The sequence below is a fragment of the Vreelandella lionensis genome, assembly GCF_002087295.1.
Taxonomy (GTDB): domain Bacteria; phylum Pseudomonadota; class Gammaproteobacteria; order Pseudomonadales; family Halomonadaceae; genus Vreelandella; species Vreelandella lionensis.
The window spans coordinates 66,383-84,949 of sequence record NZ_MWVI01000071.1; the positions used below are offsets into that span (position 1 = coordinate 66,383).

Annotated in this window: 20 protein-coding genes and 6 pseudogenes; 15 read left to right on the plus strand and 11 right to left on the minus strand. The window is 55.2% G+C overall.

What is annotated here, in order from left to right:
• Nucleotides 1-18: 18 nt before the first annotated feature.
• A pseudogene (gene preA, locus B4967_RS09990) lies at nt 19-1,363 on the plus strand (NAD-dependent dihydropyrimidine dehydrogenase subunit PreA).
• Between the two features lie 18 nt (nt 1,364-1,381).
• Here the strand turns inward: preA and B4967_RS19345 are convergent.
• On the minus strand, nt 1,382-1,918 hold the full coding sequence (locus B4967_RS19345; RefSeq protein ID WP_243470485.1) for a LysR substrate-binding domain-containing protein: 537 nt from the start codon (nt 1,916-1,918) through the stop codon (nt 1,382-1,384).
• On the minus strand, nt 1,915-2,328 hold the full coding sequence (locus B4967_RS19350; RefSeq protein ID WP_243470486.1) for a LysR family transcriptional regulator: 414 nt from the start codon (nt 2,326-2,328) through the stop codon (nt 1,915-1,917). The genes B4967_RS19345 and B4967_RS19350 overlap by 4 nt, the downstream gene beginning before the upstream one ends.
• Before the next feature lie 130 nt (nt 2,329-2,458).
• On the opposite strand from B4967_RS19350, the gene B4967_RS10000 reads away from it, so the two are divergent.
• From B4967_RS10000 to B4967_RS10025, 9 genes and pseudogenes are all read left to right on the plus strand, one after another.
• Nucleotides 2,459-3,118 carry a TAXI family TRAP transporter solute-binding subunit gene (locus B4967_RS10000; RefSeq protein ID WP_279384690.1) on the plus strand — a complete coding sequence of 220 codons (660 nt, stop codon included), beginning with the start codon at nt 2,459-2,461 and terminating at the stop codon, nt 3,116-3,118.
• On the plus strand, nt 3,052-3,432 hold the full coding sequence (locus B4967_RS20345) for a TAXI family TRAP transporter solute-binding subunit (protein WP_279384691.1): 381 nt from the start codon (nt 3,052-3,054) through the stop codon (nt 3,430-3,432). The genes B4967_RS10000 and B4967_RS20345 overlap by 67 nt, the downstream gene beginning before the upstream one ends.
• A gap of 18 nt (nt 3,433-3,450) precedes the next feature.
• Nucleotides 3,451-3,813: a hypothetical protein gene (locus B4967_RS19355; protein ID WP_243470487.1), complete on the plus strand. Its 363-nt coding sequence runs from the start codon at nt 3,451-3,453 to the stop codon at nt 3,811-3,813.
• A 26-nt stretch (nt 3,814-3,839) separates the two neighbouring features.
• Nucleotides 3,840-5,327, plus strand: coding sequence for a TRAP transporter permease (locus B4967_RS10005; protein WP_243470497.1), 1,488 nt, complete (start codon nt 3,840-3,842; stop codon nt 5,325-5,327).
• On the plus strand, nt 5,324-6,253 hold the full coding sequence (locus tag B4967_RS10010) for a 3-hydroxyacyl-CoA dehydrogenase NAD-binding domain-containing protein (RefSeq protein ID WP_083025019.1): 930 nt from the start codon (nt 5,324-5,326) through the stop codon (nt 6,251-6,253). Before B4967_RS10005 ends, B4967_RS10010 begins: the two co-directional genes overlap by 4 nt.
• Nucleotides 6,254-6,353: 100 nt before the next feature.
• Nucleotides 6,354-7,097 (plus strand): annotated as a pseudogene (locus B4967_RS10015) (beta-keto acid cleavage family enzyme); the annotation flags it as partial.
• Between the two features lie 76 nt (nt 7,098-7,173).
• Nucleotides 7,174-7,311: a DUF1446 domain-containing protein gene (locus B4967_RS19360; RefSeq protein WP_243470488.1), complete on the plus strand. Its 138-nt coding sequence runs from the start codon at nt 7,174-7,176 to the stop codon at nt 7,309-7,311.
• A 29-nt stretch (nt 7,312-7,340) separates the two neighbouring features.
• Nucleotides 7,341-8,468: pseudogene (locus B4967_RS10020) on the plus strand (acyclic terpene utilization AtuA family protein).
• The gene (locus B4967_RS10025; RefSeq protein WP_192859208.1) at nt 8,461-8,778 is read left to right on the plus strand and encodes an AtuA-related protein; all 318 of its coding nucleotides are present in this window, start codon (nt 8,461-8,463) and stop codon (nt 8,776-8,778) included. Before B4967_RS10020 ends, B4967_RS10025 begins: the two are co-directional and overlap by 8 nt.
• Nucleotides 8,779-8,887: 109 nt before the next feature.
• On the opposite strand, the gene B4967_RS10030 is transcribed toward B4967_RS10025, so the two are convergent.
• The 6 genes from B4967_RS10030 to B4967_RS19375 all read right to left on the minus strand — a co-directional run bounded on the left by B4967_RS10030 (nt 8,888) and on the right by B4967_RS19375 (nt 12,071).
• Complete coding sequence (locus B4967_RS10030) at nt 8,888-9,724, minus strand: amino acid ABC transporter substrate-binding protein (protein WP_243470489.1); 837 nt, start codon at nt 9,722-9,724, stop codon at nt 8,888-8,890.
• A gap of 11 nt (nt 9,725-9,735) precedes the next feature.
• A complete protein-coding gene (locus tag B4967_RS20350) occupies nt 9,736-9,933 on the minus strand; it encodes a hypothetical protein (protein WP_279384692.1) in 198 nt (65 codons plus the stop codon).
• Nucleotides 9,933-10,634, minus strand: a complete 702-nt coding sequence (locus tag B4967_RS10035; RefSeq protein ID WP_279384693.1) for an amino acid ABC transporter substrate-binding protein — start codon at nt 10,632-10,634, stop codon at nt 9,933-9,935. The genes B4967_RS20350 and B4967_RS10035 overlap by 1 nt, the downstream gene beginning before the upstream one ends.
• Nucleotides 10,624-11,364 (minus strand): GGDEF domain-containing protein, encoded by a 741-nt coding sequence (locus B4967_RS19365; RefSeq protein WP_243470490.1) that lies wholly within the window; start codon nt 11,362-11,364, stop codon nt 10,624-10,626. Before B4967_RS19365 ends, B4967_RS10035 begins: the two co-directional genes overlap by 11 nt.
• A gap of 94 nt (nt 11,365-11,458) precedes the next feature.
• The gene (locus tag B4967_RS19370; RefSeq protein ID WP_243470491.1) at nt 11,459-11,761 is read right to left on the minus strand and encodes a hypothetical protein; all 303 of its coding nucleotides are present in this window, start codon (nt 11,759-11,761) and stop codon (nt 11,459-11,461) included.
• Nucleotides 11,762-11,768: 7 nt separating this feature from the next.
• A complete protein-coding gene (locus B4967_RS19375; protein ID WP_243470492.1) occupies nt 11,769-12,071 on the minus strand; it encodes a hypothetical protein in 303 nt (100 codons plus the stop codon).
• A gap of 249 nt (nt 12,072-12,320) precedes the next feature.
• On the opposite strand from B4967_RS19375, the pseudogene codA reads away from it, so the two are divergent.
• Nucleotides 12,321-13,567 (plus strand): annotated as a pseudogene (codA, locus tag B4967_RS10045) (cytosine deaminase).
• 51 nt (nt 13,568-13,618) lie between these two features.
• Nucleotides 13,619-14,095, plus strand: coding sequence for a YbaK/EbsC family protein (locus tag B4967_RS10050; protein ID WP_083025024.1), 477 nt, complete (start codon nt 13,619-13,621; stop codon nt 14,093-14,095).
• A gap of 16 nt (nt 14,096-14,111) precedes the next feature.
• On the opposite strand, the gene B4967_RS10055 is transcribed toward B4967_RS10050, so the two are convergent.
• A complete protein-coding gene (locus tag B4967_RS10055) occupies nt 14,112-14,447 on the minus strand; it encodes a GNAT family N-acetyltransferase (protein ID WP_243470493.1) in 336 nt (111 codons plus the stop codon).
• 285 nt (nt 14,448-14,732) lie between these two features.
• On the opposite strand from B4967_RS10055, the gene pcsA reads away from it, so the two are divergent.
• Both pcsA and B4967_RS10065 read left to right on the plus strand, forming a co-directional pair.
• Nucleotides 14,733-15,473, plus strand: coding sequence for a phosphatidylcholine synthase (gene pcsA / locus B4967_RS10060; RefSeq protein WP_279384694.1), 741 nt, complete (start codon nt 14,733-14,735; stop codon nt 15,471-15,473).
• Nucleotides 15,474-16,083: pseudogene (locus tag B4967_RS10065) on the plus strand (DNA-3-methyladenine glycosylase I). It abuts the gene before it with no gap.
• 18 nt (nt 16,084-16,101) lie between these two features.
• Here the strand turns inward: B4967_RS10065 and B4967_RS10070 are convergent.
• A pseudogene (locus tag B4967_RS10070) lies at nt 16,102-17,543 on the minus strand (aminotransferase-like domain-containing protein).
• Nucleotides 17,544-17,709: 166 nt separating this feature from the next.
• Between B4967_RS10070 and B4967_RS10075 the strand changes: the two are divergent.
• Nucleotides 17,710-17,919: a DUF1127 domain-containing protein gene (locus B4967_RS10075; protein WP_083025026.1), complete on the plus strand. Its 210-nt coding sequence runs from the start codon at nt 17,710-17,712 to the stop codon at nt 17,917-17,919.
• Between the two features lie 22 nt (nt 17,920-17,941).
• Here B4967_RS10075 and B4967_RS10080 read toward each other — a convergent pair whose 3' ends face one another.
• A complete protein-coding gene (locus tag B4967_RS10080) occupies nt 17,942-18,562 on the minus strand; it encodes a TetR/AcrR family transcriptional regulator (protein WP_083025027.1) in 621 nt (206 codons plus the stop codon).
• Nucleotides 18,563-18,567 lie beyond the last annotated feature (5 nt).

The window sequence follows — 18,567 nt, forward strand, 5'->3', positions numbered from 1 at the left end:
CGCCCAGCAGGAGGCCGCATGAACCCCACGCATGTCAACACCCTCTCTTTTCCAGGCAAGAAAAACAGCGGCGACAGCGTGGTGAACGGCGTTGATCTGTCGGTGAATTTTGCCGGTATCAAAGCCACTAACCCCTTCTGGCTCGCCTCTGCCCCGCCCACCGACAAAGCTTACAACGTAGTGCGCGCCTATGAAGCGGGCTGGGGTGGCGTTGTTTGGAAAACCCTCGGCGAAGAACCTCCGGCGGTGAACGTCTCCTCACGTTACTCGGCCCACTACGGCAAAAACCGTGAGGTAATCGGCTTTAACAATATCGAGCTGATTACCGACCGCTCGCTGGAGATCAACCTTCAAGAGATCACCCAGGTGAAGAAGGACTGGCCCGACCGTGCGCTAATCGTCTCCATCATGGTGCCCTGCAATGAAGAGGCCTGGGCCTACATTCTGCCGCTGGTGGAAGCCACCGGCGCAGACGGTATCGAGCTCAACTTAGGTTGCCCTCACGGCATGCCAGAGCGCGGCATGGGTGCGGCAGTAGGCCCAAAACCCCGACCTGATCGAGAAAGTCACCTACTGGTGTAAGAAGCACTACTCCAAGCCAGGAAATCGTCAAACTCACGCCGAATATCACCGATATTCGCGTAGGCGCCCAGGCGGCGCTGCGAGGTGGGGCCGACGCGGTGTCGCTGATCAACACCATCAACTCGATCACCAGCATTGACCTGGACAACATGGTCGCCAAGCCCACGGTAGGCCACCAAAGCACCCACGGCGTCTACTGCGGCAGCGCCGTGAAGCCTATTGCGATGAATATGGTGGCGGAAATCGCCCGCGACCCGGCCACGCCAACGCTGCCCATTTCGGGCATTGGCGGTATTTCCACCTGGCGGGATGCAGCGGAATTTATCGCCCTGGGCGCAGGTAGCGTACAGGTATGCACCGCCGCCATGCTCAACGGTTTTAGGATTGTAGAGGAGATGAAAGACGGCCTCTCCCGCTGGATGGCGGAAAAAGGCTACGACTCCATTGAGGCGTTTTCCCGCAAGGCGGTGCCACACACCACCGACTGGAAGCATCTGGATATCAACTTCAAGACCATCGCCCATATCAACCAGGATTTGTGCATCGAGTGTGGCCGCTGCTATATCGCCTGCGAAGAACCTCTCACCAGTCGATTGCCAAGCTCACCGAGCGGGACGGCCCACGCCGCTACGAGGTAATCGAAGACGAGTGCGTGGGCTGCAACCTGTGCCAAATCACCTGCCCCGTAGAGAACTGCATCACCATGGTGCCTCAGGAAACCGGCAAACCGTTCCTAGCCTGGGATAACGACCCGCGTAACCCCTTCCGTGTCGCTTCATAACCACCCAGGATGATCACTCTAACGACCGCCTCCTTTATAGGAAGCGGTCGCATTTCCACTTTCAAAACGTACTCGTAGGGAAGCAGCATGCTCTCGGACTAGTTCCAGCATGGCGGTCGCAGCTGCAGAAGGAGAGCCACGCGAGGGAGTAATAATGCCTAATGACCGCGGGACGTGGGGGGCCGTTAAAGGGCGCCAGCCAATGCCCTCCGCGGAAATCTGGCGAAAGCTGAGTGAAGGGAGCGCAGCCACCCCTAAACCTGCGGCCACCATCCGTCCGGCGGTGCCAATTTGGCTGACTTCACACATCAAATCCATTTCAAGGCTCAGCTCTTTTAAGACGCTCTCTATCGCAGCACGCGTGCTCGACAAGCGGCTCACGCCGATAATGGGGTAGCGCAGTAGCGCCTCCCAAGGCACGGTGTCCATCGCTAATAAGGGGTGCCCATCCGGACATACCGCGACAAAGTAGTCTTCTACGAGCGGCTCAAAATGGGTTGCTTCTGCGCGAAGCGGCTGTACCGATAGCCCAATATCGGCCCGGTGGTCACTCACCAAATCGCCCCCCGGGGAGCCAATACGTCGTGAACGCTGATGGCGATATTGGGAAATCGACGCCGATAGTCGGCGAGCACGGTTGGCAAAAATCCCGCCGCTAATGTCGGCAGCGCAGCGAGCGTTATTTTGCCTCTCTGTTTATTGTACAGCTCTCCCAGATCGCCCAGCGCCTCATCCCAATCGCCAATTAGCCGTCTAGCCGTGGGCAGAAAGAATTTTCCTTCCGGAGTGAGCTGTACGCCTCGCGGCGAGCGATTAAACAGCACACCGCCAACACACTCCTCCAATTTTCGAATAGCAATACTCAAGGCTGGCTGCGACATGTGCAGGCGCTCGGACGCTTCAACGAAGCTGCCGAACTCGGCAATCGCCACAAAGGCTTTTAGTTGTCGGATGGAAGGCTGCATAAATAAAGTAAAAGTCTCGTTCGTATAATTATATTAGACAAATACTAGCAGGCTCTCTCATTCTTAATAAGTCAAATGACACGCATCTTCTGGAACCAACAACCCACAATACCCAGAGAGAGCAATTGCTATGTACTCACTAAAAACGCCGCTCTTAACCGCCATTCTCAGCGCTGGCTTAATCGCAGGCACGGCTGCTCAAGCAGAAGAGCAGCTGTTAATTGGCTCAACCTCTACATCGTCTAGCCAATACGGCTATTTCGTCGCCGTTGGGCAAATTATTAATCAGCATGTGGACGGTGTGCGCACCTCGGTCGTAGAAACCGGTGCCACAGTGGACAACTTGCGCCGCATTTTAAGAAACCAGGTCGACATGGGCCTCGTCACCACGAACGTGGGCTATCACGCCTATGCGGGTGAGGGAGAGTTTGAAAGCCGCCCCGTCGATAACCGCCTGCTTTGGGTCTATTCCCAAGCACCACAAAATGTCGTGATGCGCGAAGACTCTGGCGTGACCAGCATGGCGGAATTGGACGGTGCCCGCCTCAATCCTGGCATCACCGGCTCTGCCACAGAAGCAACGACGATTGCCGTCATGGAGACGCTGGGCCTAACCCCTGAGTATGTGCGCGGCTCTACCACGGACGTGGTTGCCGGTGTAAAAGACAATCGCATGGCGGGGTACGTCAAATCTGGCGTAGGTGAAAACTGGATGGTTCCTCCATGGATATTGCAACGTTTACGCCGATCCAAGTGCTGTCGCTTAGCGATGAACAGGCTGAAACGCTGAATGAACAGATGCCTGATATTTCCGTGGTCAATATCCCCGAGGGAGCGGCGGATGGCCAGCCCGCCTACACGACCTGGAGCTTTGGCTTAGCGATGCACGCAAGCCCCGAACTTGATGAAGAAACGGCTTACCAAATTGTTAAAGCCGTGATGGAAAATCCCGAACCGCAGGTCAGTGCGCTCGCTAATCTCGCCGATGTTGATATCGCCGAACTCACCCTCAGCAGCGGAACAGTGCCTTTTCACCCTGGTGCCGCACGCTATTTTGAAGAGCAGGGATACGATATTCCTGACCGTCTGATGTCATCAGAATAAGGGAAGGAGCTCGGTTCCATGCGCAATAAACTGCTCATGCTGGTCGCCCTGTTTTTGGGCGGCTTCATCTTCTACACCTCAGCGGCTGGGCCTTTTGAAAGCTTGGTTCATCGCAGTCTGTTTCTTGCGCTGGTGATCGGGCTGGGGTTACTCACCTATCCCTTGGGCGCTGGTAAAACATGGCGCCCAGTAGGGGTGGTGATTGATTGTTTATTAGCCCTGGGGGCAATTACCGCCTGCCTGTTTATTACCTTCAACGCCAATAGCATTCTGACCACGCTACCCTGGGCCACCCCCCAGGATATGGCGCTCACGGCCATTTTAGTGGTGTCTATTTTGGAAGTGGCCCGACGGGTATTGGATGGGTATTCCCGCTACTAGTCACCATCGGTATCGCCTATGCCCTGCTGGGTGACCGACTGTCAGGCCCGCTCAGCCATCGAGGTTTTGATGCTAGTTTCGTGACAGAAACGCTGTTTCTCGGGGATTTAGGCGTATGGGGAATGCTACTCGGCGTAGCTGCCACTACCATTGCCGCGTTTGTACTCTTTGGCAGTCTCTTGCTCCACACAGGTGGCGGCCAGACCTTTATTGATCTTTCAATGCGCATCGGTGGGCGAAGCCAAGGAGGCGCCGCCAAAATCGCGACCGTGGCTTCCAGCCTATTTGCGATGGTGAGCGGAAGCGCGGTGGCTAACGTAGCCACCACGGGCAACTTCACCATTCCTATGATGAAACGGCTCAAATACCCACCGGCCTTTGCTGGCGGCGTTGAAGCGGTTGCATCTACCGGAGGCCAGATCGCGCCGCCGATTCTAGGCGCCGCAGCGTTTATCATGGCTGAGATACTCGGTGTCAGCTATGTCACCATTGCCTTAGCCGCCGTGTTACCCGCGTTCCTTTTCTATGTAGCGGTCTTTTTTACGCTGCACTTGGTCGCTGTGCGCAAAGCCTTACCGCTGGTCCCAGAGAGCGAGCTTCCCGCTTGGCCAGATGTGCTCCAATTTAAGCGGCTGACCCCGATTGTTGCCGCATTGGGTGGCTTGTTTGGTGGCGTTCTCAATGGCTACTCCATCCAATTCGCAGCTTTCTTGGGCATTACTTTGCTGCTTGTCAGTTATCTTTTCTTTGCCTTATTGGACCGAACGCCGCCCCGTCAAATCGTACGTTCGCTACTGACGGGCCTGGAAGATGCTGGCAAGGGCATGGTCATTATTGGGGTGTTGCTCGCCGGGGCGCAGATTCTGGTGGCCATGCTCAACTTAACGGGCATTGGCGTCACGCTGTCGACGCTAGTGGTCAGTGTCGCTGGTGAGCAGGTGTTTCTAGTCGCGCTAATTGTCGCGGTCATCTGCTTGATTATGGGCATGGGCATTCCGACTACCGCGGCCTATGTGCTGGTCGCCGCCGTACTGGCTCCTGCACTGACCCGCATCGGTATCGAACCCTTGGTCGCCCATCTGTTCGTCTTCTATTTTGCGACGATATCGGTCATCACTCCGCCTGTGTGCATCGCGGTATTTGTTGCTGCGGGGATCGCCAAGGCGGGCTGGTTACAAGTCGCGGGGCACGCTATCCGCTTGGGAGCCACCACCTACATTATTCCCTTCTTGATTCTGGCGTACCCCGCGCTTATCGGTTTAGGCGATGCCTGGGACATTACCTTAGCCGCCGCACGTGCCATGGCCTTTGTTTTGGCTTTCGCGGGTATATTGGGGGGCGCTCGCCTTTTCGGCAACCGATGGCTGGATAGTGCGCTGCTGGCAACCACAGGGCTATTGGCGCTGGTGCCGAATATCGCACTTGGGTTAGTCGGCATTGCGGGACTGACGGGGCTCTATCTATGGGCCTGGCAATCCTCTCGACGTGTTGCACTGCAAGGAGCGGAGCTATGAGTCATCAAGGAGTGAACATGACGAATATTGCGATGATTGGCTGTGGCACCATCGGCATTAGTTGGACCGCCTACTTTCTTTCTCGCGGTTTACATGTCACGGCTTTCGACCCGGATGCCACCGCCCGCGCCCAATTTACCCAGCGCGTGGCTGAAGATATGCGTGCCCTTGGTGCCGAGGCCCGCACGCCAGTGGTCGCGCAAACGCTGGCAGAGGCCTTAGAAGGCGTAGAGCTGATCGTCGAAAATGCGCCTGAATCCGTCTCGCTCAAGCAACAGCTCTTAGCAGATATTCAACAGGCAGCGCCTTCACAAGCGTTGGTGGTGAGCAGCACCTCCTCTTTAAAGCACTCTGATATCACTAAGGGTGCACCTGCGCCTGAGCGCATTATTATCGCGCACCCCTTCAATCCGCCCCACCTAGTCCCTCTGGTCGAACTCTACGGGCCAGACACTGAGCTGGTGCAGCGATTGGTCGATTTTTATCGGCGTATCGGTAAGCAGCCGGTGATGCTACGTAAAGAGATGATTGGCCATATTGCGAATCGACTCTCTTCGGCATTGTGGCGGGAAGCGCTCTATCTATTACAGGAAGGCGTGGCCAGCGGGGAAGACATCGACCTGGCAGTAACGGCAGGCCCAGGGTTGCGGTGGGCCATTCAAGGGCCGTTCCTGACTTATCATCTGGGCGGCGGCCAAGGGGGCATTCGCCACTACTTGGAACACCTCGGCCCTAGCCAGGAGTATCGCTGGGCTAGCTTAGGCCAACCGACCATGAACGATGAGCTGTATGCGCAAGTGATCCATGGGGTTGAATCTGCGACGCAAGGCCAATCACTGCCTGACCTTTTTTCTGAACGAGATCGGCAGTTGACGGCTATTCAGCAAGCGCTGGCAATTAACGTAAAACAGGAGGAGACCTTATGAGCCTCTCACCTTGTTTGCTAATGGTAGCCCCTAATGGGGCTCGGCGCGTCTACCACGACCATCCCGCTATTCCTCTCACCCCTGAGGACTTGCAAGAGACGCACAAGAGTGCCTGGCAGCGGGCGCCTCCGCCATGCATGTGCATGTACGTGAAGCCGACGGGCGTCATTTACTGGATGCTGGTGCCTACCGAGATGCCATTAGCGCCATTAAGGAAACCGTAGGAGATCAATTACTTCTTCAAGTCACCAGCGAAGCAGGAGGGCGGTATTCCCCCTCAGAACAACGAGATGTGATGGAGGCATTGCAGCCAGGCTACGTGTCTATCGCGATGCGTGAATGGTTCGGTGATGCTCATGAGGTTCAAGCCAGTGGCGAGCTGTGCCGTTACCTGGCCAGCCGCGGAACACACATTCAATACATCGTTTATTCGCCTGAAGACCTCATTCACTTCAATCATTTAAGAGAGCAAGGTGCTGTGCCTAATGGTCCGGCTTTCTTACTCTTCGTACTTGGGCGCTACGTTGACCCGCCCATTGCCGACCCAAGCCGTCTACCCGGCTTTTTACAAGCATTAATGGCTGGTGACCATTGGGCAGTCTGTGCGTTTGGGCCAACCGAAGGTGATTGTTTAGCGCTGGCGGCCCAGCAAGGTGGTCATACCCGAGTCGGCTTTGAAAATAATCTATGGCGATCGGATGGCCAACTCGCCACCAACAATGCCGAGCTAGTCGCCGCGACTAAAGCTCGTATCGAAGCGACTGGACGCCGGGTGATGAATGCCTCCGAGGCACGCCGTTTTCTCGCCCTGACTACCGCTGCTAATACGGGGGTGACCTTATGACGGTCGTGGCAGGTTGTGGCGCGGGCTTCTCTGTTGTGATCGCACCGATGCGGCTAGGCCGCTGGTCGATGCCCTCATGTCTTATGATGCTCCTCGTGCGCTGATGTTTGAAACACTCGGGGAACGCACGCTGGCGGCTGCCCAGTTACGCCGGATCAAAGACCCGGACAGCGGTGATGAGCGGCTGCTGGAAGGTTTTTATCGCCCGTTCTGAGTGATTGCCTGGCTAACCATATTACGATTTTGGGTAACTTTGGCGCGGCGAATCCAACTGCCGCATGCCGTCGTATTCAGCAGTTGGATCAGCGCGTAGGCAACTCTCAAGCGTGCTTGGCCACTATTCATGGCGATGATGTTAGAGACCGCCTGCATGCCCTCGACTGGCAGGCTTGGGAGGGCTAAAAGCGGTCTATTTCCGCACTAGAGCAAGTGGTCGCCGCCAATGTCTATCTGGGTGCCGATGCCTTAATCGAGGCCATGGCCCAAGGGGCTCAAGTCGTGATTACAGGGCGAGTGGCCGACCCCTCACTCGCGCTTGCCCCACTCTGTTATTACCACAGCTGGGCAGGCGATGATTGGGACAAACTAGCCGCCGGGGCCTTAGCAGGCCATTTGATTGAGTGTGGCACGCAAGTGACCGGCGGTTACTTTGCTGATCCGGGAGTTAAAGAGGTCCCTGGCATGGCCTCCCTAGGCTATCCCCTGGTGGAGGTTGAGCGTAACGGGCGTCTGGTAGGGACCAAACCACCGGGTACGGGCGGTTTAGTCACCGAACAAACGTTCAAAGAGCAACTGCTATATGAAATACATAACCCCGCCGCTTATATCACTCCCGATGTCGTCATTGATCTTGAGCACGTCCGGGTCAGGCAGCTTGCTAAAGATCGTGTTGAAGCCACCGGTGTACGCGGCAAGCCAGCGCCTGATCGTTTAAAAACCACTGTGAGCTTTCTAGATGGTTACCAAGGCGAAGCCGAGATTTCCTATGCGGGCCCTAATGCCTTCGCTAGAGCAAACCTGGCCAGAGAAACCCTGCGCCAGCGGCTGGCATTGCGCTGCCCCGCCAATCTGCGTGCACGCTTTGACTTAATTGGCATTTCCAGCGTTTTCGATGGCGACTCACAGCTCACCGCTCAAACTTTGCAGGACGCCGCCAACGATATTCGCCTTCGCCTTGCCGTAGAGCATGCAGACAAAAGCGTGGTTGAGCTGGCAACACAGGAGTTATTGGCGCTCTATTGCTGTGGGCCAGCGGGAGGTGGCGGCGTACGACGCCACCATACACAACGCTTAAAAACAGCCTCGTATTTGGTACCCAGGCAACAAGTGGCCCCCGCCGTTACACTGCATGGAGGAGAGGGTAATGAGTGAACTATTGCACCGCTATGCCCATGCCCGGGCCGGCGATAAAGGCGACCGACTCAGCCTAGGGGTATTTGTGTATCAGGAGGATCACTACGCTTGGCTGGTTGAGCAACTTTCAGAGCCAAACGTTGCAGCGCTATTTGAGCATCGGGGTGTGAGTCAGGTCACCCGCTATTTATTGCCTCATCTAAAAGGGGTGAACTTAGTGCTTGATGACGCGCTACAAGGTGGCGTCAATGGCGCTCTAAACTTGGATGGGCATGGTAAAACGCTATCGGCCTTATTGTTATCTATGCAGGTGACTCCTCCTGCTTAAATACGCCAAGCCGCCCTTTGAACGGCTCCCATCAACGTGGGCGGCTTGGCGTCGTTCATAGCGCTACGGGTTCATAAAATGCTGTGCTAGCGTCTCGCTAATAGGCACGTTAAGAGTTATGCCCTTGCCGGGTACCGGCTGAAGAAACCCATCTTTCATACACCCCCAATATGTCTCCCCGCTGATAAATCTCGCGCAGCGCCTGGTTGACCTGCTCCACGAGCGCTTGGTCCCCTTGGCGCATCAGTAAGCCCAGCGGCTCTTGGGCGGTAACCGCCTCTTCTGAAAGCGAATAGGCTGAGGGATCTTCCGATTCAGCGATCATCGTGCTGAGCAGGATATCGTCCATGGCAAAGGCGGCGACACGACCTTCCGTGACTAGATCAAAGGCTTCTTGCAGCGTTTCCACCGGCACGACAGAAAGGTTGAGCTGCTGTTCGCGGTTGGCTTGGTTAATTTGTCCTACATTGACGGTTCCCCGGGCCACACTCACGCTCCTCCCGGCGAGGTCCTGCAGAGTGAAAAACTGGTTCTCTTTAAGTGCCACAAAGCGTACAGAGACAAAAAAGTGGCTAAGCGAAAAATCAGCGGTGCGCCTTCGCTCCGCATTATTGGTGCTGGCGTTGCACTCAATATCGATTTCGCCGCTGTTTAACAGCTGAACCCGATTACCGGGGGTGCGGAAAACGTACTCAATATCAAGCTTGGGCAGGTTAAGCTGCTGCTGTAACTGCGCCGCCACCCGCTGGCATAACTCAATGGAGTAGCCCAGCACATTGCCCTCTTCATCTTGGTAAGAAAAGGGAGCGGTATCGCCATAACCCACGCGAAGTGTGCCGGTTTCACTCAGCCGCTGTAGCGTATCGATCTCTGATGCCGCTGCCGAGGAGATCGCCCAAACAGCCATTAACAGCCCCACCCACCACCGCGCGTGCACTCGTTGCATATCTTACCTCCTTAGTCAGCGTAATCATCTGGGCGCTCAAATATGGCGGCCAGCTCTGAGCTTATCGGCAAGCCAATCACTCGGTTTACTGGCGGTATGGGCTGTAAAAACCATTTATCGTACAGCGCCTGAATAGCGCCGCTTTGATAGCGCTCATACAGCGCTTCGTTAACCACCTCAGCAAATACCGCATCCTCCAGTGACATCATCAAGCCATAGGGCTTAGGCTCACTAATCGCCTCTTGAGAGATATGGAAACTCTGAGGCGAGTCCGCCGCCGACACAGGCTGGCGAGTAAAATATCGTCCATCACGAACGCCGCCGCTTGTTCGTTGGCGACCATAGAGAACGCTTCCTCATGGCTGCGGCTTAACATCACCGCGATATTCAGCCCTTGGGTACGATTGAGCTCATTTAACTGCTCAACGTTAATCGTGCCCGTTGTCGAGACAACGCTGCGGCCAGCCAAGTCCGCGATCGTGTGCATGTCATTTTCTGCCAGTGCGACATAGCGCGTGGCGGTGAGAAAATGAGGATAGGAAAACGCGGCCTGCTGGCGGCGCTCAGAAGTGCTGGTGGTGACGCCACACTCTAAGTCAATCTCACCATTACGCAGCAGAATAAAACGATTCACCGGAGTCACCGGCACAAAGTGAACATCGAGAGGAGGGCCACCGATCTGTTCACTAATGCTCTCTACCACCGCCATGCATAAATCAATGGAATACCCGACGGGCTTCCCATCTACCAAGTAAGAAAAAGGCACTTCATCGTCGCGATGACCAATCGCAATGGCCTGGTTGTTAGCAATACGTTTAAGCGTTGGGGAGGCATCCGCCGCGATAGGTTCAGCGTTGGCGTGCAAGCTGATTAAAGGAGCGGCTAGCCAGGGCATTGCTTTAGGTATCATGATGTTTCGCTCCCATGTTCATCCCCGGGCTAAACACTGCGTAGCGCCCCCGCGCCATCTCCGTAGCGGTATAAAGCGCCACATCGCCACTGCGTAACAGCGTATGGCTGCTGGTGCCATCTCGGGGAGCTAGCGCGATACCCACGCTCACGCCAATGCGCACCTCGTGGCCATCAATAGCGAAGGGTTCTTGCAGCACCTCTACCAACCGGCGGGCCAGCTGGTTGGCTTCGGACAAGGCATCGCGGTTGGCATGCTGGATGATCGAGAATTCGTCTCCTCCTAACCGTGCGACTAGGTCACTCTCCTCCAGCAACCCTTGTACCCGTTGGCTGGCTTCTACCAGCAACGCATCGCCCGCCGCATGGCCGAGGGAATCGTTCAACGTTTTAAAGCGGTCCAGATCAAAAATCATCACATTAAAGGGAGTGCCATCAGGCACTTGCATGACGGCTTCTTGTAGCGCGTCGTTGAACTGCACCCGGTTCGGTAATTTGGTTAAGGCATCGTGATGCGCTAAATGCTGATAGCGCAGCGCTTGCTCTTTCACTTCCAACAGATGCTCACGCTCTGCTACTTTTTTACGCAGCGCTTCAATGGCCTGTGCCATACAGCCAATCTCATCGCTGCGCTGAGTATAGGGCGTGGCATGCTCGGTTTGATTATGGGCAATATGCGTCAGAGCACGTGTTAAGCGAGGAACAGGTTTAAACAGCCGCTTCATCAGCATGCTAACCAGCAAAGCTGTAGCTAACAGCAACCAAAACTAACGATGCCACTACTTTCAGTATCAGGTCACGGTGCACCTTATAAAGCTCACTTTTTCAACCAATACTTGAGACAACAATCCCGTGTAAATTGCCTTGGGGCGTCATAATCGGCAGAGAGCTGACGGAGTGCTCCTCTTTACCAATACGCGCAAACCCCACATAAAACTCGTTTGCTGACAGGCTTTTGGGCAATTCAGAGATATCTAGAAAGACGATATCCCCAACGGCGCTGTTAAAGGCATCTGCCACCGGAGTCAACGTGCCGCTAGCACTTTGTGCAAAGAGCCAGACGTTATGTCGGGTCTGGGCGCTAGCCAGTGCCAGCACATCGATAGGGCTGAAACCGGTGCTGAGCACCGAGTATTCATCGCCAATGGGTCGTGCGGAAACCAGTTGGTTCACCTGGCCAGTTGGAATCGGTACGTACAGCAACTGAGGTATAAATACGGCGGATGGTAGCACTCACAATCTGTGCATTGACCTGTGCTTCTCGCCCCCACTGATCCCGGGCGCTGCGCTCGACCATCGTAAAGCCCAGCATAGCCCCAATGAGATAGGCAAAAATAACGCCCAGCAGCATAAAGATGGCGACTTTGCCCACCAACGTGCGATGCCACGGGAGCTTTACCTTTGAAACAGGCGCATTATCAGCACTTACCTCTTGCATGCAGTACGTGTCCTTTAATCTGCATTATGGCCATCCGCACAGATGCTATAAGCGACCAAAATCTTGGAGTAACGGTATCGACCTCTCAGCAATAGCTGTAGGCTCATGATTAATTAACAAACTATCACTAAATGAAACATTCATAAGTACACCATTTAAACGCTACGCCTCTGAATTGAGCGGCTTATTTGGCATGCCTTTTGCTGAAACTTAATGGTTTTAATCTTCAGTGCGAAAAGGAGTACTCCTATGCAAGTGATTAACGCACGCCTGCGCCAACGCCCTGAGCTTTACCGAATCGAGATAAGCAACGGCCTATTCACAGATATCACGGCACAAGATGCGCCACAAACAGCAACCGCTGAACAACTGGATGCCGGCGGAAACCTCATCTATGCGCCGTTTATCGAGCCTCATATCCACTTGGATGCCGCCCTAACGGCGGGGAAACAAACTGGAACCAAAGCGGAACGCTGTTTGAAGGGATTGAGCGCTGGGGCGAGCGCAAACCGTTGCTTAGCGAGGCCGACATTCGCGAACGCGTGTTGAAAACCTTAAACCAACTCATCGGGTAACGGCGTTCAGTTTGTGCGCACCCACGCCGATACCAGCGACCCAAGCCTTGTGGGGCTAAAAACGCTCTGCGCCTTGCGTGATGAGCTGAAGGATAAGATCGACATCCAGGTAGTGGCCTTCCCTCAGGATTGCTTGCTCTCTTACCCCGGTGGCGACAAGCTGATGGAAGAGGCGCTGGAGATCGGCGCTGACGTGGTGGGTGGCATTCCCCACTTTGAATACACCCGCGAGCTAGGCGTGGCCTCCATGAAGCGGGTGATTGAGCTGGCGATGAAGTATGACCGCTTGGTGGATGTGCACTGCGATGAGATCGACGATCCCACTCGCGCTTTATTGAAGTACTGGCCTGCGAGGCTCTGTTCAATGAGTTAGGCAGCCGTGTGACCGCCAGCCACACTACCGCGATGCACTCTTACGACAACGCCTACTGCTCTAAGCTCTTTCTGTTGCTCAAGCGCTCGGGCATCAACTTTATTTCCTGCCCAACGGAGAGTATTCACCTCCAAGGGCGCTTTGATACCTACCCAAAACGGCGAGGTGTCACCCGCGTGAAAGAGCTTAACGAAGCAGGTATCAACGTCTGCTTTGCAGAAGATTCTATCTTCGACCCCTGGTACTCGTTAGGTAACGGCAAGCTGCTACGCACGCTCGATTTTGGCCTGCATATTTGCCAGATGATGGGTTACCAAGATTTTAGCAACGCGCTTTCCCTGATTACCGATAACAGCGCCCGCACTATGAATATCGAATCGCGCTACGGCATAGAAGTGGGCAAACCGGCCAGCTTCAATCTACTAGAGGGCGAAGATGACTACAGCGTGCTGCGCAACCAGGGTGATGTACTACTTTCCGTGCGGCAAGGTGAGATCATCATGCAGCGGGAGCCATCACGTATCGTCACGCCTCCATGGATTGGCTAACCACGCGCTGGCAAGTTAGATTAGCGACTCTACTTGTCCAAGGAGCACACCATGAGCATCGAGACCGTTCGCCAGTTTTTTGCCGAGCACGCGCCAGAGGTGGCCATTGAAGAGCTGGAAACAAGCACGGCGACCGTACAGCTCGCCGCCGAGGCTCACGGTGTCGCCCCTGGGCAGATTGCTAAAACATTGGCGTTTAAAGTGGGTGAGAAACCGCTGCTGATTGTGGCCAGTGGCGATGCACGGATCGATAACCGCAAAATTCGCGATACCTTCGGTGGCAAAGCCAAAATGCTCGATGCTGACACCGTGATGGAACTGACCAGCCATCCGGTGGGCGGAGTATGCCCGTTTGGGCTGGCGACGGATCTCCCCGTCTATTGCGACGAATCCCTACACGCGTTCGATGAAGTGCTGCCCGCTGCGGGCTCACCCAACAGCGCGGTGCGTTTAAGCCCCAATCATTTGGCCGAGCTGGCCGGTGCTCAGTGGGTGGATGTGTGTAAGTTGCCGGAAAGCACCCACTAAGCGACGATGTAGCGACTTACTTCACATCGAGTAAATAGCCATAAAACGCCGTATTGCGCTGCCAGCCCAGCGATTCGTACAAACGCTGGGCGCGCTCATTCTCTACCTGCGTCATCAATATCAAACGCGCAACGCCATGTTCACGGGCAAGCTGGGTGGCGGCTTCCATGAGCGCCCTGCCTGTACCTTTCTCTCGACACTCGGGCAGAACAAAAAGGTCGTTCAGCGTCCAGCGCGCATTCAAGCCGACGGTGGAGACACCGGGGTAGAGCTGCACAAACCCTGTGAGTGCACCTTCTCTGTTTTCACTCACCAAAATGCGGGAATCCGCTTGCCCAAAGCGCTGGAGCAAAAAGTCACGCGCTGCTTGAATATCCCTTGGCTGTTGATAAAACTGCCGATAACCGTCTAGTAGCTCGGTTTAAAGCGTCGAGATCATGAATCGTGGCAGGGCGAACATGGGTCATGCGCTATCTCCCTAGTGGGTGCATTAACTCACCGTGGCAATGGAGTGAAGAGGCACTCAGCGGATACGCCGCGTATTTCCTGACGGCTTTCTTATAGTAGTGTATCGTCTTTTGAACGTTTATTAATCAATCTAACAGCAAGGGGACGACGCGTTCCCATTGGGGTTACCGTGGTCCAATCACTCTCTACTCAAACTGAATCCCGAGCACCGATTTACAAAGCTTGGAGTGTCCATGTCTTCACCGCCAGCGGCGTGCTGCTTGGCACGATGGCGCTGCTAGCGCTGGTTGATAACAACCCGGTGGCCTGCCTGCTCTGGCTGGGGGCGGCGATGATGATCGACGGTATCGATGGCACCCTGGCACGTAAATATGAGGTGAAGTCCGTACTGCCCCACTTCGATGGTTCCACGCTGGATATGGTGATTGATTACCTCACCTGGGCCTTTATCCCCGCGCTGTTCATTTACTACTTCATTGAATTGCCGCCCTATTTAGGGCTGATCTCGGTCTTTATCATTTTGCTGTCGTCGATGTTCTGTTTCTGCAACGTCGATATGAAAAGCCAGGATAATTACTTCGTGGGGTTTCCCGCGGCCTGGAACATTGCGGCCGCCTATTTTTACATTCTTGATTTACCGCCACTGCTGACATTTGGCGCGATACTCGTCCTGGCGGTGCTGACCGTGACGAAAATGAAGTTTCTGCATCCGTTTCGCGTACGTCTGTTTATGCCGCTCAATATCGCTGTGACGCTGCTTTGGTGCGTGTGCGCAACCTCGTTAATACTCTCAAACCCTGATCATGCCGCCTGGGCTCTGTGGGGCTTAGGCTTGACCTCATTTTACTTCGCGGGCATGTGCTTTTGGCGCACGGCTCAAGAGTGGTTCGGCGGGCAGATGGCACGCTAAATGACCTCCGACTTTATCGCCCCCGATGGCCACCCGCGCTGCCAGTGGTGTGGCGGAGCAGCGGAGTTTCTGCCCTACCACGACCACGAGTGGGGCTTTCCCGTTGCCGATGACCAGCGGCTATTTGAAAAGCTCTGCTTGGAGAGTTTTCAATCAGGCTTGAGCTGGCGAACGATTTTGAACAAGCGCGAGAATTTCCGCGCGGCTTTCCACCACTTCGATTTCCATAAAGTCGCCGGTTTTGACGAAGAGGATGTGCAGCGCTTACTGCAAGACGCAGGCATTATTCGTCATCGCGGTAAGATCGAAGCCACCATCAATAACGCGCGCTGTGCGCAGGAAATGGTGGTTCAAGAAGGCTCTTTAGCGGCGTTTTTCTGGCGCTATGAACCGGACAGCGCTTCTCTGCCTGCCCCACAAACCCAAACCACATCGCCAGAATCTATCGCGCTAGCAAAAGATCTTAAAAAGCGCGGATGGAAGTTTTTTTGGCCCGACAACCGCGTTTGCGTTTATGCAGGCCATGTGGCTGATCACTGATCACTCGTTAAATTGCATTACTCGCGAACGCGTTGAACAGGCGCGCGCAGCGTTTCAGCGGCCTTCTTGAATGAACACCTCGTTGCTCTTACTTCATCGCCAGTGAGGACTCGCGTACCTCGCTGAGCATCTCACTCGCTAACTCGCCTACCGTGCGCACCGCTTTTTCCATCGCAGGCGTTAAGGTAAACGCGTAGTTCAACCGCAAGCACTGGCGAAATTTACCCGAGGCCGAGAACAGCGCCCCCGGCGCCACATGGATGGCGTGCTGCGCTAAGCGCTCGTTAAGGCGCACGCAATCGACATCCGCAGGTAGCTCTACCCAGAGCAAAAAGCCCCCTTGCGGATAGCTAATGCCCGACCCTTTCGGAAAGTAGCGCTGCACCCAACTAATCATCACATCCCGCTGGCGTTGATACTGGCGGGAAACAGCGCGTAGATGACGCTCAAAATGGCCCTTGGCGACAAACTCCGCCACGGCCAATGCGGCAACGTGGCAGAAGCGCCGGTGGAGACGTACTTCATATGCAGCGCCTTTTCCCGGTAGCAGCCAGGGGCCAGCCAGCCCACGCGCAGGCCCGGCCCTAAGGTTTTCGAGAAACCGCTACACAGCAGCACGCGCCCATCCGTATCAAAGGATTTAATCGTTAGCGGCCTGGGTTGGGTGTATGCCAAATCCCCATAAATATCATCTTCAATAATGGCCACATCAAACCGTTGGGCAAGCTGATAAAGCGCCCGCTTACGCGCTTCCGGCATGGTGTAGCCCAACGGGTTGTTATAGGTGGGCGTGACCTGAATAGCGCGAATAGGCCACTGCTCTAGCGCCAGCTCTAACGCTTCCAGGCTGATGCCGGTTTGCGGGTCGGTGGGAATCTCCAGCGCCTTTAAACCGTTGGCTTTCAGAATCTGCATGGTGCCATAGAAGCTGGGCGAATCCACCGCCACCACATCGCCAGGCTGGGTGAGCGTACGCAGCGCAATGGAGAGTGCCTCCTGGCAGCCGGTGGTAATCAACACATCATCCGGATGCAGCAGGCAGCCAGACGCCACCGCCAAGCGCGCCACCTGTTGGCGCAGTTCAGGGCTGCCGCTGAGTTTGTCGTAATTAAAGCCGTGAAGATCGTTACTACGGTGCAGCCCGGCGAGGATTTTCGACAATGGCTTTAACGACGCCACCTCAAGATTGGGCACACCGCGCCCAAGCAGCAGCCGTTTGTCGTCTCGCTGGGTAGCTACCAGCTCTAGCACTTGGTCCCACTGGGAGACATCCAGCGGGCACTGAGCAGGCCGCGAGACAGAAGGCAGCACAGAGGGAATACGGCAAGGCAGCACGAAGTAACCCGACTTTGGCCGCGACTCAATCAGCGCGGCGTCCATCAATTGGCGATACGCTTCTTGCGCCGTTGAGATACTGACGTTCAGCTCTTGGCAGACCGTGCGAATGGAAGGTAGCCGGTCGCCCACGCGATAAATCCCATGCTCGATCCGCTCCCGCAACGTTGCCGCCACCTCTTCATAACGCGTCATCACGCCCACCCCGCTCGGTTCATCTGCCATACAGAAGGCCTACCGCTTCGCCATACAGAGGTATAACACGCCCCGTCTGTATCGTAAAAATAAAAAAACCTATATCTGTATTGCCACCAGCAGGCTGCGTAACCTAAACAGGCACCCCACCGTTCGGAGAGCCGCCATGCCACGCTTCAGCCTCACTCAGCTTCGTTACCAGCTAAGCCACTACCAGCAGCGCCGCCGCAGCCGTCGGCAACTGCTCACGCTAGATGACCACTTACTGAAAGATATTGGCCTCACCCGTGAACAGGCCTACCAGGAGGGAAAACAAACGTTTTGGAAACCAAAGCACCAAGATAAGAGAGCATTAACAACGCAGCGCCGCGATTAAATGCTTAGGACACTAGTGCCTACTAAGCCGTCAGCCCAATGCCTCTTAAAATCACTGAAGTCACCGACTGCACGGCTTTTTCAAACTGTAAGTCGTCCAGCGGTTTGTCGTCGTTGAGCAGGTAGATTTGGTAGTCGAAGTCGGCGTAGTGCTGGGTGGAGGCCCAGATCATATAGAGCAGGTAGGAAGGTTCGACGGGGTTGATTTGGCCGGAATCGACCCATTCGCGGATTTTCGACTCTTTCAGTTTGGCCCATTCATAGAGGTTATCGCGCAGGCGCTCTTTGAGCATCGGGGCACCCTGCATCACTTCAGCGGCCCACACTTTGGAGCCGTGGGCGCGGTTGCGGGAGTGGTTCATCTTGGCGCGTATGTAGGCGGAGAGCACCACTCGGGGGTCGTCGTATAGCTCAAAGCAGAGCGCGTCCTGCTTCCATAGCTCTAATAGCGCCAGCAATACCTCTTGATAGAGTACTTTCTTAGTGGCGAAATAGTAGTGCACGTTGGACTTTGGCAGGTCGGCTAACTGGGCAATGTCGCCCATAGAGGCACCGGCGTAGCCTTTTTCGGCAAACAGCTGCTCCGCCGCCTGAAGGATCTTTTTGACGTTCGTTTGCCGAATTTCGTCCTGTGTTCTCGCCACGCTGG